The following is a 12,590-nucleotide window of genomic DNA, read 5'->3' as shown; positions in this document are numbered from 1 at the left end:
CGATCAAGGCACGCCGCGTGTGCCCGGGCAAGCGTGAACTTCGACAGACCAACCCCCTGAGTACGGGGGGCGGTGGGGACATTGGCCGTTACTCAACCCCCGAGGACGCTCCTCAAAGCCCTCATCGAACGACCGGTGGCCGCGCGCTTGTCCTGCCGTTTGCGGCCCTGCACCGCTCGCGAGCACGACGGAAGAGCGGAGAACATCGGGCGGAGATCTTGCTTCCGTGCGCGTTTTGGTGAATTCTGGCGCGGCCCTCGACGTTGCGCGAGAGCGACCCGGTTCCTCAGAAGGATACGCCCGAGTCATGGGACAGCAGCTGGAACCAGCCAAATTCGTCGGGAGAGGTGGAGCATGCTGAACGACGGTTACGGTGTACTGGCGGGAACGCTCGCGGGCTTCGAACGGGACAAGCCTGATAACCAGGGGCGGTGGTTCCACGTCAAGCTCTCCGTATCTGCGGTAGGGCACAGTTATCAATGTGCCGTGGACGTCGACAGCAAGCAGAGCAACATCGGGGTCCAGTGGAAAACGGTGGTCCTTCGACCGTCGGAATGGACGGCCATCACCGGTCTGGGCAGCGGGTTTCATCTGCTTCGCGCGGGCAACGTTCCGGGCCCTGGCGCGCCTGATGGAAAGGTCCTCGACTACTTGCGGGACGGTCGATTTCGCGCCAATCCAGGCTGTGTCTTCGTCATGCGCCCGTCGCCATTTGTCGAGTGGTTGAATAGCTTGCTCCGCCGCGTCGTGCCCCCCTGGGAGGCTGGCAACAACGTGCAGGCGGCAGAGGCTCTCGAGGCGCTGCTCTCGGTCGGTCAGCGGATCTGGGTCTTCGGCGAGCCGTACACGAACGGCTTCGGGGTCCACAATATTCATCAGAATCAAGGTGACCCCATCAATAGCCAATGGGCGCAGGAGAACGGCGTCTGGCAAGACGGGGCGACGGTCGTCGAAGTGCCCAGCGGCGGTCTCGTCGCGTTTCTCAATAAGTTCTCCAGCCAGTCGGACCAGACTGACCAGGATGGGCATCCCGTGTGAAGAGGTGGTCCGCGAGCGAAGACGGTCGACCGCAGGCGCAGCCAGCCCGGGGAAGCCTCACCAGACAGGCTTTCCCGTCCGCTTGAGCGACTGGAGGAAGCGCAGCCGATCGGCCTCGGGCGGCAGTGGATCCGGGCCCTGGGCTTCGACGATGAGGAAGCAGGTCATGTCCTCGAAGTCCACGGTCCGCTGATGTGCCGCCGGCGGCGTCCCCTTCACCTCGAGCCTGTCACCGCCGGGCGCGCGCCTCTCCGGCCCGAGCTTTCCATCTCGCCGCGCCATGCAGCTCGCGCTGAAGGCGAGCCGTCCGGGCGTCTTTCCGCCGACCGTGTGCGTGCGCAGCTCCACGTCGTCGGTCGCCCCGGCGCGGGTTCGAAAGTCGTTGAACGGGAGCGGCAACTCCACGGAGAAGGCGCCTTCCGTCGAGCGCGCGAGGTGCCAGCCATCTCCGAGCGGTTCGGTGGCCTGGACTCTGTGCATCACCATGAAGACGCCTGCGCCGATTTCACGCTCCTCGCCCGGGCCGATGCCGGCCAGTCGTTCGGCCACCTCGGCCTTCGAGGGCGCGGCCTGGCCAGCGACCGGTGGAGCGTGCGAGTTTGCCGGAGCGCTCGCGCCGCTGGCGGGGGCCGTCGCGCTCGCGGGTGAGATCTCGTTCGATTGTGTGGGGGCTCTTTGGCACCCGTAGAGCGCCGCGAACAGCACCAGAGGAAACCGCCGCCTTCTTTCAAGCGCGCTCTTCATGGGAAGCACCTGGTGTCGCGGGCTTTCTGGGGATGTCGCGACCCCTACTCGTCCGGCTGATGCTCGAGGCCGAGCTCGGCCGCGAGCCGGTAGAAGTGCTCGGCCTCCTCTCGGTTGCCAAGCAGCTCGTGGGAGCGGCCGAGGTTCACATACAACGAAGGGTAGAAGCTCTGGACACGTTCATCGTCGACCTTCCTTGCGCGAACGAGCGCCTCTCGATTCCACGACATCGCCTCCTCCGGCGTGTCCTGAAACCGTGCGACGTAATGCGCCGCCACGCAGGCGTCGTAGTCGTCCTTGCAGACAGCCCACGCCTGACGATAGAGCTCCCGGGCATCTTCTTTCCTGCCTTCGAACTCCGCCCGGGTGCCCTCCGCGCAGAGTCGAATGACGGGGTTATCCAGGTCCATGCACCACCGTCGTGCCTACCTCGATCCCGGGGAGCGCCTTGCTGGTGAGGAGGCCTCGACCCCGCCCGCGCTCGCCGCCTCACCCGCCTGTGCCACGGAGCCCCGCCTCGGTGACGGCCCGCTCCACGCGGTCGGGCGACCACGCACCGGCGTGGCGCGTGAAGAGCGTTCTCCCCTTGAACGCGCGGCCCGCGAGCTCCGCGGGCATGTCGGGCCAGCGCGCGACGAAGCTCCCCTTCGGCGCCCCCTTGCGCGCGGCGACCCAGGGAGGGGCCCCGCCCTCGACGGTGAACCAGTCGATCACGCGCTCCACGTCCTGGGCCGCCTCGAGCCGCCCGATGAGCTTCGTGCTCGTGTTGCCGAACACGTTGTAGTCCACCGATCGAGGGCTCTGGGTGCACAGCAAGCAGCCGACGCCGTACTTCCGGCCCTGGGTGAAGAGCCGGATGAGCGGCTGCTTGGCGGGCGGCTTGCTGCCGCCGGCCGGGATCCAGTCGCGCGCCTCGTCGATGTAGAAGAGCAGGTTCACGCCGCCGGAGGTCGCGTCCACGGTCGTGATCATCCATCGGTACAGCTCCGTCGCGAGGGCCGCGAGGAAGAAGTGTTTCTCATCGTCGTTGCTGAGCGCGTTCAGGTAAACGACGTTGAGCGGCACGCGCCCCGGCTTCGAGGGCCGGAGCAGCTCGGTGAAGTCGAGGCGCGTCCCCCCCGAGAAGAGCCGCGCGGACGGCCCCTGCACGAACGTGTTGAGCTTTCGCGCGAGCCGCTCTCGCTCGGACTTGCGGATCAGGCTGTCGACGTCGTCGATGCCCAGGTCTTCCGGGGCGGTGACGGCGGCCACGATGTCCCTCAGCCGGACAGGCGCCGCGCGCGGCAGGTGCCGCAGCACCTGGTAGAGGAACGTGCGCTGCGACTCCTCCTCGCCGCCGCACGCGCACAGGCTGACGAGGTTGGCCGCCACCGCCACGAGCAAGCCCTCCTCCTCCTCGGCGCGGAGCGCGGGGTTCGCGATGTGCGAGAGCTCGCCCGCGCTCGGGAGCCGCAGGGGGTCGAGGCAGAGCCGCAGGCCGTGCGAGGACCCGGGCGTGAGGATGCGCGGTTCCATGCGCTCCCGGAGCTCCTCCCACGCGCGGTGCAGCTCTGCCGGCACGTCGGACGGCGGGCGCGCTTCCATCATCTGGACGAGATCGCCTTGGGGGTCGATCGCGACGACGGGGACACCGGCGCGCAGCGCCTCCTCCGCGATGACCTTGGCCATCCACGTCTTGCCGCTCCCCGCCGCGCCGACGACCGAGACGTGCGTCCGGAGCACCGCAGGGTCCACGCAGACGGGCGAGCCGCCGTCGTCGAAGCCGAGGAGCATGCCGGTGACGCTCGCGGTGCGGGCCTCGGGCGGCCTCGCTCCCGCGTCGAGCGCCGCGGGGGTCGGGCGCTCACCGCCTGGCGGCGCCTCCGCGGGCCTGGCACCGCCTGGCGGCGCCTCCGCGGGCCTGGCACCGCCCGGCGGCGCCTCCGCGGGCGCCTTTCGCCCGCGGCCCCGTGCTGGTGTCGGCGCCGGCTTCGGGCGCTCGACGGCAGGCTTCACGACCGCCAGCGCCTCGTCGAGCTCGGGATCGTCCTCCACCATCGGCTCGTCCGCCGCCGGCGCGCTGGCGGCCGCGCGCTCGCTCTCCTCCGGCGCTCCGCCGCCGCGCGTGGCCTCGAGCGCCGTCCAGCGCCTGTCCCACGCGCCCACGTCCTTGTGGCCGAGCTGCGCGACGCACGCCCCGGAGCGCTCGTGTTTGCAGCCGCCGCAGTACGCGCGGTCGCCCGGCGGCGGGAGCCCGCCCGCGCCCACCGCGTGGTCGGACCAGGCCACCATGCTGGCGATGAGCTCGTGGACCTTGCCGCGCTTCGCCTCGATCTCCTCCCAGCGCGCCTCGCGCACGCTGCGCGTGGGGTGCAGGTAGAACACCGCCACGTCCGGCCGGGTGCCGTGCTGGTGGTGATGCATCAGCGCGTACGTGAAGATCTGGAAGAGATCGCTGTTCGGGGAGGTCGCCGGCGTGAGCTTGTAGTCGACGATGCGGTGCTTCCCGAGCCGCGGATCGAAGTACACGTAGTCGATCGCCCCGGTCACGTGGACGTGGACGTCCTCCCCCACGTGGAACGTCACGTCGACCCGCTTGCGCGAGTCCCCGAAGAGCTGCGTTCGGAGCTCCGCCGCGGGCAGGCCGGCGGCCCTCGCGTGCGCCGCGAGCCGCGCGAGCTCCTCCATGTAGAGCTGGACGGCCGAGATGAAGCCCAGCCGCAGCGGCACCGGGCGCGCCGCGAGCGCGTCGAGGTTCAGGCAGGAGGCGTTGAACCAGCGCATCAGCGCCTGCTGGAGGCCCGGGGCGTCGCCGGCGGCCTCCAGCGCCGCCAGCACCTCGTCCGAGCTCGCCGCGGCGGCGTTGAAGCGCTCCACCGCCGTGTGGAACAGCGCGCCGCAGCCCGGCGCCTCCCCGCCCTTGCGCCAGATGCGGCTCACGACGGTCCGCCCGTCCTGCCGCTCGGCCGTGGCGCGCGCGTCGAACCAGTGCAGCCTCGGGCACGTCGCCGCGACGCGGAGCTGGGTCACGTTGACGTGCACGAGCCTCATTTCTTGCCTCGCAGCTGGACGAAGAGGTCGTCGTCGGTCGCTGTCGCGTGGACGTGGCCCTCGTCATGGAGCGCCTGCGCCGTCTTCTTGATGTGCGACCACACCTCCGGGAAGCGCTTCTCGTGCAGCTTCTTGCGGCTCGCGAAGATTTGCGCGAGCTCCTTCGCCATCAGGCCCAGGCGCCACGACAGCTCGGCCATGATGTGCTCCCGCGTCTGCTGCGGATCCCACGCCGGGGGCGGCGTCGAGTCCCCGCCGCCCTTCACGATCTCCTCGGTGAGCAGCTCGCGCAGCAGCGGGTGCGCGAGCAGGAGGCTCTGGCGCTCGAAGGACGCCAGCACCTCGGCCTCGGTCACCTTGCGGTACTGCCCGCGGGGGTGCTCGATCTCGAGATCATGGCTCCTCGCGGCGCCGAGGAGCCCCACAAGCGAGTCGAGCTCCGCGTGCCCGGCGAAGTCGAGGTGGAGGTGGAGGAAGCGCTGGCGGCCCAGCTTGCAGAGCGCGTCGTACGCGGCCTTGCCGGCGCCGCCGAGCCGCAGCGGCCGGCGCTCCTCGTCGGTGACCAGGATGCGCTTGTCGGTGTGCTTCGTGTCCTCGACCATGCGCTGGAGCGGCAGCCGCGCGCCGTGCCCGCTCGGCGCGCAGAGGAACGTCACGCCGGTGGTCACGATGACGCCATCCGCGCGCTTCTCCTTGGCCACGAGGTGGTGCGCCGGGGCGGCCTTGCCGCGCTTCTTCGCGGTGGCGTGCTCGACGCTCAGGAGCGTCGAGGCGCCCTTGCCGGCGCACCTGGCGAGCAGGTGGTGGGTCAGGCTCGCGAGGTTGTCCTCGTCGGGCGGCAGCGACGCCTGCTGCAGCCGGCGGCGGGTCGTGCCCTCGACGAGCTTCTTCTTCACCTCGGCGTCGATGACGTCCTCCAGCTTCACCGGCGGCGGCTTCGGCCCGTCCTCGGGACCGGGCCACTCCTTCAGCCAGCGCTTGCCGCCGACGGCCGCGAGCCGATCCTGCTGCGCCTCCCAGCGGTCGCGCGCCCAGAGGATCGCGTCCCGTGGCCGGAGCTCCTGCACGCCGTCGAGGCGCCGCTCGAGCCACGCGCTGCCGAGCGGGAAGAGCCGATCGCGCTTGCGCGCGGCGATGACCTCCTCGATCTCCTTCTCCTCGAAGCCGGAGAGCGCGGCGTCGAGCCGCCCCTCGAGGATGGCGCGGGCCTCCTCCGGCGAGACCATGTGCAGCTCGAGGATCCGCTCGGCGATGCGGTCCCACGCGGCCGCCGGGATCACCTCCCCGGTGCGCAGGGAGAGCATCGACTGCTTCACGCCCGAGACGATCACGACCAGGTGCCTCGCCCGGTCGAGCAGCGCGTGCGCGTACGACATCAGGGCGCGCACGGCCTCGGCGTCGAGGTTGTCGATCTGGTCGAGGCAGAGCACGAGCGGGAGCTCGGCGAGGGCGCACAGGTGCGCGAGGACGTGGAGGACGCGTTCGACCGCGGCGTCGTCCGCGAGGGCGAGGCCGTCGTCCCCGGCCGCCTGGTCGAGCAGGCGCGCCTCGTCGGGCCCGAGCGTCTCGCCCGAGAGCCAGAGCACCGCCGCCTGGGCGCGCTTCTCGGCGCCGGCGTCGCCGAGGCTCGCGTGCGACGTCCCGGTGAGGAACGCGTTGAGCACGGGGATGACGGCGCTCTGCGGGTCGATCTTGGCGCCGAGCCGGGCCAGCGCCTCCTTGCGCGCCTCGATCTCCTTGGGCCCCGTCATCATCTTGCGGCCCTTGAGCGCGCCTGTCCGGATGAGGGCGCGGTTGAGGACGGTGTAGAGGCGCGACTGCGTGTAGTCGCTGCCGCGGTGCCCCGCGAGATCGCTGACGGTCGCGTTGAGCACGTACCGGAGCATCCGCTCGGGCGACGCGAGGATGTTGTGCAGGTAGACGACAGTTGCCCTGTCTTCCCCGGCCCACTGGAACAGCCGCGCGAGCAGGTGGCTCTTGCCGACCCCGGGCGCGCCGATGAGCAGCGCGCCGATGCTGATCGGCTCCTTCGCGGCGTCCTGCACGACGCGCACGAGCTTGGTGAAGGCGCTCTTGTGGATCGACTCGACCGTGGCCTCGCCGCCCCCGACGTCGGTGATGCGGTGGCTGCGGAACGGGTTGGTGCCCCGGACCGCCGCCAGGAAGCGCTCGAACGTCGGCTCCTCGCTCATGCGTCGTCCCTCCGCGCCACGTAGACGAGCAGGTTCCCGGCCTCCATGATGCCTGCGTCGCGCTCCGCCTCGGCCATCTGGTGGTGGCGGCCGTCGGACGGGTCGAGCGAGTAGCGCCGCTGCCGCCGGAGCGCTGCGAGCTCCGTGTCGAAGGTGTCGCGCGGGATGTCCGGCAGCGCGGCGCGGAGCGCGTGGAGCGTGACGTAGTTGAGGCGGCCGGAGGCGCGGTCGAGCGAGGAGAAGGCGGCGTCGAAGCGATCGACGAAGGAGATGGCCGGCGCGCCGGGGCCGCTCTGGGCCGAGGTGACGGGGGCCGAGCTGCCGGGGCCGTCGGCGGCCGTGGGGCGGGCGGCGCCGTCGGTCGCGATCGCGGCGGGCCGCGCCGGCGCGCCGGCGGCCGGGAGGACGGCGTCTGCGAGGAAGAAGAGCAGCGGCTTCTTCCCGAGCAAGGCGCCGATGGTGCGGGGGAGCCGGCGATCGACGATGCGCTGAGCGAGCGCCGCCTTGAACGCGCGGCCCAGGGCGGGAAGGAGGCCCTTGGGGAGCTGCGCCAGGTCGACAGCGGGAACCTCGGGTTTCCGCGCCGACTGCAGCTGCACCTCCAGGAGCCGATCGGACTGCGCGATCGCCTCCAGGTCCTCCGCGAGCAGCACCAGCGTGGCGCCGGGGGCTGGCTTCTTTTTGCCTCCCGCGGCGCGGGAGAGCAGCACGCGCCCCTTCGCCTCCTTGGTCGTCAGCTCCTTGCTCGTCACAGCGAGCGTGTCACCCGTCAGCTCCGTCAGCCGCTCGAGCGTCGGCGGGTACGACGCGCCGCCGAGCTGCCTCTGGGATTCCAGGACGCCGAGGAGCTTCGGCACCGGCGAGGGCGGCGGCTCCTTCTTCTTGCGCGCCGCGCCCTTCTGCCTCGCGGGAGCCTTCGGCGCGGCGGCCTTGCGCGGCGCGGCGGACTTCTTCGGCTCCCCGGCGCTGCTCTTCCTCGCTGCAGTGGTCTTCGTTGTCGTCGCCCGCGAGCGCGGACTCGATGCGCTGTTCCGGTTCGTGGCCCACCTCCGAGGAGCCGAGATTACCCCGGTATCCGGCCATGGGAAGGGGCTCCGCGCGGCCTTGCTCTCTCCGATTGACGCCCAGCTCGATTCCGCGTGACGTAGACTCGGGGCCTCGTGCTGCAGAGGCGACGGAACTGGCGTGTCGGGTAACCGATCGCCGCTCACCTCGATGCCCCGGGAGGAGCACCATGAAGCGCATCTTCTGGGTCCGGTCCGCGATCGGGGCCGCCCTATGTCTTGCCTTGCTCAATGTCGTCCTGGGGAGCACGGCCATGGGCACGGGCGCCGGGCGCTGGACCGTCTATGGCTACGATCTGGCCAACACGCATTACGCGCGCGACGAGCACCACCTCGGGCCATCGAACGTCGCATCGCTCGCCGTGAAGTGGGCCTTCACCACGACCGGCATCGTCCCCGCGACGCCGGCCGTCGACCACGGCGCTGTCTACTTTCCGGACGGGGGCGGCAAGCTGTACAAGCTCGACGCCAGGACCGGGCACCCCATCTGGACGCGCACGATCGCCGCCCTCACGGGCACGGCTGGCGCCGTCTCGCGCACGACCCCCGCGCTCCACGGCCACACGATGTTCCTCGGCACCCTCGCCGGCGCGCACATGATCGCCGTGGACACGCGCACCGGGGCGCTCCTGTGGAAGAGGCAGCTCGACACGCACCCCGCGGCGATCATCACGCAGTCTCCCGTCGTGCATGGCGGCCGCGTGTACGTGGGTGTCTCCTCGCGCGAGGAGCTCTTCGCGGCGGACAACGCCTATCCGTGCTGCAGCTTCCGCGGCAGTGTGGTCGCGCTCGACGCGGGGACCGGGGCGGTGCTCTGGAAGCGCTACACGGTGCCCGCCGGCTACACCGGCGGCGCCGTGTGGGGCGGCGCGCCCGCGATCGACCTCAAGCGCCGCACGCTGTACGTGACCACCGGCAACAACTACACCGTGCCGCCGTCCGTCTCCGCGTGCGTGGAGGCCGCCGGCGACGACGCCGTCGCCGCCGAGGCCTGCCTTGCGCCGGACGACTATATCGACGCCATCCTCGCGCTCGACCTCCGCACCGGCGCGCTGAAGTGGGCGCGGCGGCTCCAGGGCTTCGACGCCTGGACGGGAGCCTGCTACTTCGGCGGCGACTGGTGCCCCGATCCGGCGGGCCCGGATTACGACTTCGGCACGGGCGCCACGCTCTTCACGGCCGGCCACGGGGCGGAGCGCCGCGATCTGGTCGGCGCCGGCCAGAAGAGCGGTATCTTCTGGGCGCTCGATCGGGACGACGGCAGCGTGGTGTGGAGCACGCTGGTCGGTCCCGGCGGGGAGCTGGGCGGCATCATGTGGGGAGTCGCCGTCGACCAGAACCGGATTTACGTGCCGATCGGCAACAACGGCCAGGTCGAATACACGCTGCAGCCCTCCGGGGAGGTCATCAACTGGGGTTCGTGGAGCGCGCTCGACACCGCCACGGGCGACATCCTGTGGCAGACGCCCGATCCCACGCCGGGCGCGCAGACCAGGGGGCCGCTGACGGTCGCGAACGGCGTGGTCTACGGCGGCTCGATGAGCGGCGACGTCCACGCGCTCGACGCCGCGACGGGCGACGTCCTCTGGAGCCATCCGGCCGACGGCTCGGTCAATGCAGGGCCGGCGGTGGTGCGCGGTACGGTGTTCTGGGGGAGCGGCTACGAGAGCTTCGGCATCGGCACGCCGGGCAACACGCTCTTCGCGTTCGACGTGCCGTAGCGCTGCCCGCCGCCGGACGCCGGCGCCCGGCCGTGCCGTTGTGCCAGGCGCGGGCGCCGGTGGCCGTCCCCACGCGCCGCCCCAGCGACCCGCGCGCCGATCCGGCGCGACCTCAACCTGGGTGACCTGGGTCGCCTCGATGGTCCGATCGGAAACCCCTGCGTGTCGGCGGCTCAGCTGCCTCCGCCCGAGCTCAGCGCGCCCCGCAGCCTTGCCCTGTCGACCTCGGCGGACGGCAGCCACTCCAGGATGCCCTCGATGGCCCGATCGATGGCGATGCGGTCGGCGCCGTCGCTGAGCATGTACTCCTCCGCGACGACCTGCCGCGGCACGTCGATCGCCAGCAGGGCCGCCGCGATGACGACCCCGGTCCGGTCTCTCCCCGACGTGCAGTGGACGTAGACAGGCCAGGGGAGGGCGGGGGCCGCGAGCGAGGAAAGAGCCTTTCCGATCCAGCTCCTCACCCGTCGCTGCCGCGTGTCGTAGTTCTCGATGTCGTCCTCCGCGGCGACGTGGACAACCTTGATTCCCGTGAGGTGACCAGGATCGGCGCCGCGCCGGAGGTTCAGTATCGTCCCGGGAAAACCGAGATCGCTCGACGTTGTCATGACGTCGAATCGCCCGCCGCGGAGCAGGCGGCCGGCAGGGATCGGCGAGACGTCGAGCCAGAGCCCGAGCATCTCGCCGACATCCCGGTAGTTGGCGGGCCGGAACGTCGCGCTCATACGGATCGCCTTCGCCCGCCTACTCGTCGTCTTCGTCGTCCTCGTCTTCGTCGTCCGCGTCCGTGGTCACCGGCGCCTCGCGCTCGAGCTGCTCGGTGATCGTCTGCACCTGGATCTCCGCGGCATGGATCTTCTGGCGGCAGAGCGTCACCAGATCCGCGGCCTCCTTCACGAGCGCGGAGAGCGCGTCGATGTCGACCTGACCTTCCTCGATGTTCTGCAAGATCTCCTCGAGGCGCGACGACGCCTCGCCATACGAGACCTCTTTCGTGGCGCGCTGCGGGCTTGCCGTGTCCCCGTCGGACAGCTCCTTCGTCCCGCGCTTCGGCTTTGCCATGACCCTATGTCTCCTCCGATCCGTCCGAGCGAAGCCGCAGCACGCCCCGCTTCAGCTCGGCGATGAGCGTCGTCCCCTGGGGCGCGCGCGCCGCGTCGGTGAGCACCGCCCCTTCCGTCGTGCGCAGGATCGCATATCCCCGCTCCACGACGCGCCTCGGGTCGAGGAGGCGCAGGCGCCGTTCGCGCGACTCGAGGCGCTCGGATTCGAGCGCCAGCCTCCGGGACGAGCGCGGCCCGAGGAGCGAGGCCACCTCGTCGACCCGATGCGAGGCGGCGTCGAGATCGCGCCTCGCCCCCTGGCGAAGCTGGCGGACCGCCTCCTGGAGCTGGCCCGCGCGGCGCGCGATGAGCAGCGACGCGGAGCGCGGGACCCGGGTCGCCCGGCGGGTGAGATCCGACGAGGCCGACCGGAGGACCCGCCGGCCCTGGTCGAGGATGCTCAGGAGCGACGACTCGACCTCATCCCGCGCGTCCGAGACGCGTTTGACGAGCATCGCGGCCGCGGCGGTCGGGGTCTTCTCGCGAAAGCCCACGAAATCGAGCGCCGAGATGTCTCGCTCATGGCCGATGCCGACGACCACGGGGAGCGGGAATGTGGCGACGGCGCGGGCGATCGGCTCCGAGTCGAACCAGGCGAGGTCGGTGCGCGAGCCGCCGCCGCGGCAGATCAGCAGCACGTCGAGCTCCGCGGCGCGCGCCCGGAAGTAGTCGAGGGCGTTCAGGACCGACGGCTCCGTCTGCCGCCCCTGGACGCGGACCCCGTGCGCCACGACGCGGAACGCGAAGCCTGACTCCCTGAATGTGCCGAGCACGTCGTTGTAGGCGTCCGAGCCCAGGCTGGTCATGAGGCCCACGCGGAGGGGAAGGGCGGGGAAGGGCAGGGAGCGGTTCCGATCGAGCAGCCCTTCCTCGGCGAGTCGGCGCACGATCTCCTCTCTCCGCCGGGCGGCCTCGCCGAGCGTGTAGCCCACGTCGAGGTCCTCGATCAGGAACCGGTACGAGCCCCAGGGGACGTAGAGCTCCACGCGCCCGCGCACGCGGATCTGGATCTCGTCCTCGATCTGGAACGGGTTGCCCGCCGCGGCGAGGCGCCGCTCGATCTCGGCGCGCGCGCTCTCGAAGAGGGTCGCCTTGACCTGGGCGATCTCCTTCCCGAGGGCGTCGCGCTCGACGAGCTCGAAGCCGACGATGCTCTTGTGGGCGGCCCGGTTGTACCCGCAGACCTCGCCTACCAGCCAGATCGAGGCTGGAAACGCCGCCTCGAGCGCGGCGCGGACCTGTCCGTTGAGCTTCGAGACGGTGAAGTCGGACGCGGCCACCGCTGGCCTCGGCCGCGCGTCCCCGTTGCGTGGCTCATCGGCTCGGGCCGGCTCCACGGCGGGGATCGGCGTGACGCCCCCTTCGTCGAGGGCGAGGGCCCCGCCGCGTTCCCGGTAGAGGCGCTGCGTCACCTCGCAGAAGCCGAACCCCTCGGCGAGCAGCACCTCCACCACCGCGACCACGTGCGTCTCCGGGACGCGCCAGGTCTTCTGTTCGGGATTCCAGCGGCGGGACGGGAGCGACTTCACGACCTCCACCAGCCTGCGATCGAAGGCGAAGTGGATCTGGAGGCTCCCGGTCCCGTCGCTGCTGACGCGGCGGCTCATCGCGCCACTCTATCATCGCGGGCGGGCATCGCGGGTCGCGCACGGGCATCGCGGAGGATCTCCCGGCCGACCTGCCGGGGCGCGCGGTCGC

The 12,590-nt window shown here is 71.2% G+C and carries 11 protein-coding genes; 3 read left to right on the top strand and 8 right to left on the bottom strand.

The window, feature by feature from the left end; all coding sequences use genetic code 11:
* The first annotated feature begins 354 nt into the window (after nt 1-354).
* Nucleotides 355-1,038 (top strand): DUF2278 family protein, encoded by a 684-nt coding sequence (locus WMF46_RS29040; RefSeq protein WP_437980179.1) that lies wholly within the window; start codon nt 355-357, stop codon nt 1,036-1,038.
* A gap of 57 nt (nt 1,039-1,095) precedes the next feature.
* Here the strand turns inward: WMF46_RS29040 and WMF46_RS29035 are convergent, their stop codons facing one another.
* From WMF46_RS29035 to WMF46_RS29015, 5 genes are all read right to left on the bottom strand, one after another.
* Complete coding sequence (locus WMF46_RS29035) at nt 1,096-1,587, bottom strand: hypothetical protein (RefSeq protein WP_437980178.1); 492 nt, start codon at nt 1,585-1,587, stop codon at nt 1,096-1,098.
* A 239-nt stretch (nt 1,588-1,826) separates the two neighbouring features.
* Nucleotides 1,827-2,192, bottom strand: coding sequence for a tetratricopeptide repeat protein (locus tag WMF46_RS29030; RefSeq protein WP_437980177.1), 366 nt, complete (start codon nt 2,190-2,192; stop codon nt 1,827-1,829).
* Nucleotides 2,193-2,271: 79 nt separating this feature from the next.
* Nucleotides 2,272-4,812 (bottom strand): helicase HerA-like domain-containing protein, encoded by a 2,541-nt coding sequence (locus WMF46_RS29025; RefSeq protein ID WP_437980176.1) that lies wholly within the window; start codon nt 4,810-4,812, stop codon nt 2,272-2,274.
* Nucleotides 4,809-7,004, bottom strand: a complete 2,196-nt coding sequence (locus WMF46_RS29020) for a hypothetical protein (protein ID WP_437980175.1) — start codon at nt 7,002-7,004, stop codon at nt 4,809-4,811. The genes WMF46_RS29025 and WMF46_RS29020 overlap by 4 nt, the downstream gene beginning before the upstream one ends.
* Complete coding sequence (locus WMF46_RS29015; RefSeq protein WP_437980174.1) at nt 7,001-7,756, bottom strand: hypothetical protein; 756 nt, start codon at nt 7,754-7,756, stop codon at nt 7,001-7,003. The genes WMF46_RS29020 and WMF46_RS29015 overlap by 4 nt, the downstream gene beginning before the upstream one ends.
* A 7-nt stretch (nt 7,757-7,763) precedes the next feature.
* On the opposite strand from WMF46_RS29015, the gene WMF46_RS29010 reads away from it, so the two are divergent.
* Both WMF46_RS29010 and WMF46_RS29005 read left to right on the top strand, forming a co-directional pair.
* Entirely contained in the window at nt 7,764-8,147 is a 384-nt protein-coding gene (locus tag WMF46_RS29010) for a hypothetical protein (protein WP_437980173.1), read from the top strand.
* Nucleotides 8,148-8,238: 91 nt separating this feature from the next.
* Nucleotides 8,239-9,789 carry an outer membrane protein assembly factor BamB family protein gene (locus tag WMF46_RS29005; RefSeq protein ID WP_437980172.1) on the top strand — a complete coding sequence of 517 codons (1,551 nt, stop codon included), beginning with the start codon at nt 8,239-8,241 and terminating at the stop codon, nt 9,787-9,789.
* A gap of 173 nt (nt 9,790-9,962) precedes the next feature.
* Here WMF46_RS29005 and WMF46_RS29000 read toward each other — a convergent pair whose 3' ends face one another.
* Genes WMF46_RS29000 through xseA form a run of 3 tightly spaced genes read right to left on the bottom strand, consistent with a single transcriptional unit; the run spans nt 9,963 to nt 12,499 of the window.
* The gene (locus WMF46_RS29000) at nt 9,963-10,514 is read right to left on the bottom strand and encodes a tyrosine-protein phosphatase (protein ID WP_437980171.1); all 552 of its coding nucleotides are present in this window, start codon (nt 10,512-10,514) and stop codon (nt 9,963-9,965) included.
* A 19-nt stretch (nt 10,515-10,533) separates the two neighbouring features.
* The gene (xseB, locus tag WMF46_RS28995; RefSeq protein WP_437739857.1) at nt 10,534-10,851 is read right to left on the bottom strand and encodes an exodeoxyribonuclease VII small subunit; all 318 of its coding nucleotides are present in this window, start codon (nt 10,849-10,851) and stop codon (nt 10,534-10,536) included.
* A gap of 4 nt (nt 10,852-10,855) precedes the next feature.
* The gene (gene xseA / locus WMF46_RS28990) at nt 10,856-12,499 is read right to left on the bottom strand and encodes an exodeoxyribonuclease VII large subunit (protein WP_437980170.1); all 1,644 of its coding nucleotides are present in this window, start codon (nt 12,497-12,499) and stop codon (nt 10,856-10,858) included.
* Between the last annotated feature and the right edge of the window lie 91 nt (nt 12,500-12,590).

The sequence above is a fragment of the Sorangium sp. So ce117 genome, assembly GCF_051524395.1.
Taxonomy (GTDB): domain Bacteria; phylum Myxococcota_A; class Polyangia; order Polyangiales; family Polyangiaceae; genus Sorangium; species Sorangium cellulosum_B.
Note: the sequence above shows the minus strand (reverse complement) of the source record. Positions and strands in the feature narration are given on the sequence as shown.

What these genes read in the sequence shown, in the direction of transcription:
- WMF46_RS29040 (WP_437980179.1), top strand. Translation starts at nt 355, where the DNA reads ATGCTGAACGACGGTTACGGTGTACTGGCGGGAACGCTCGCGGGCTTC.
- WMF46_RS29030 (WP_437980177.1), bottom strand. Translation starts at nt 2,192, where the DNA reads ATGGACCTGGATAACCCCGTCATTCGACTCTGCGCGGAGGGCACCCGG.
- WMF46_RS29025 (WP_437980176.1), bottom strand. Translation starts at nt 4,812, where the DNA reads ATGAGGCTCGTGCACGTCAACGTGACCCAGCTCCGCGTCGCGGCGACG.
- WMF46_RS29020 (WP_437980175.1), bottom strand. Translation starts at nt 7,004, where the DNA reads ATGAGCGAGGAGCCGACGTTCGAGCGCTTCCTGGCGGCGGTCCGGGGC.
- WMF46_RS29005 (WP_437980172.1), top strand. Translation starts at nt 8,239, where the DNA reads ATGAAGCGCATCTTCTGGGTCCGGTCCGCGATCGGGGCCGCCCTATGT.
- WMF46_RS29000 (WP_437980171.1), bottom strand. Translation starts at nt 10,514, where the DNA reads ATGAGCGCGACGTTCCGGCCCGCCAACTACCGGGATGTCGGCGAGATG.
- xseB (WP_437739857.1), bottom strand. Translation starts at nt 10,851, where the DNA reads ATGGCAAAGCCGAAGCGCGGGACGAAGGAGCTGTCCGACGGGGACACG.
- xseA (WP_437980170.1), bottom strand. Translation starts at nt 12,499, where the DNA reads ATGAGCCGCCGCGTCAGCAGCGACGGGACCGGGAGCCTCCAGATCCAC.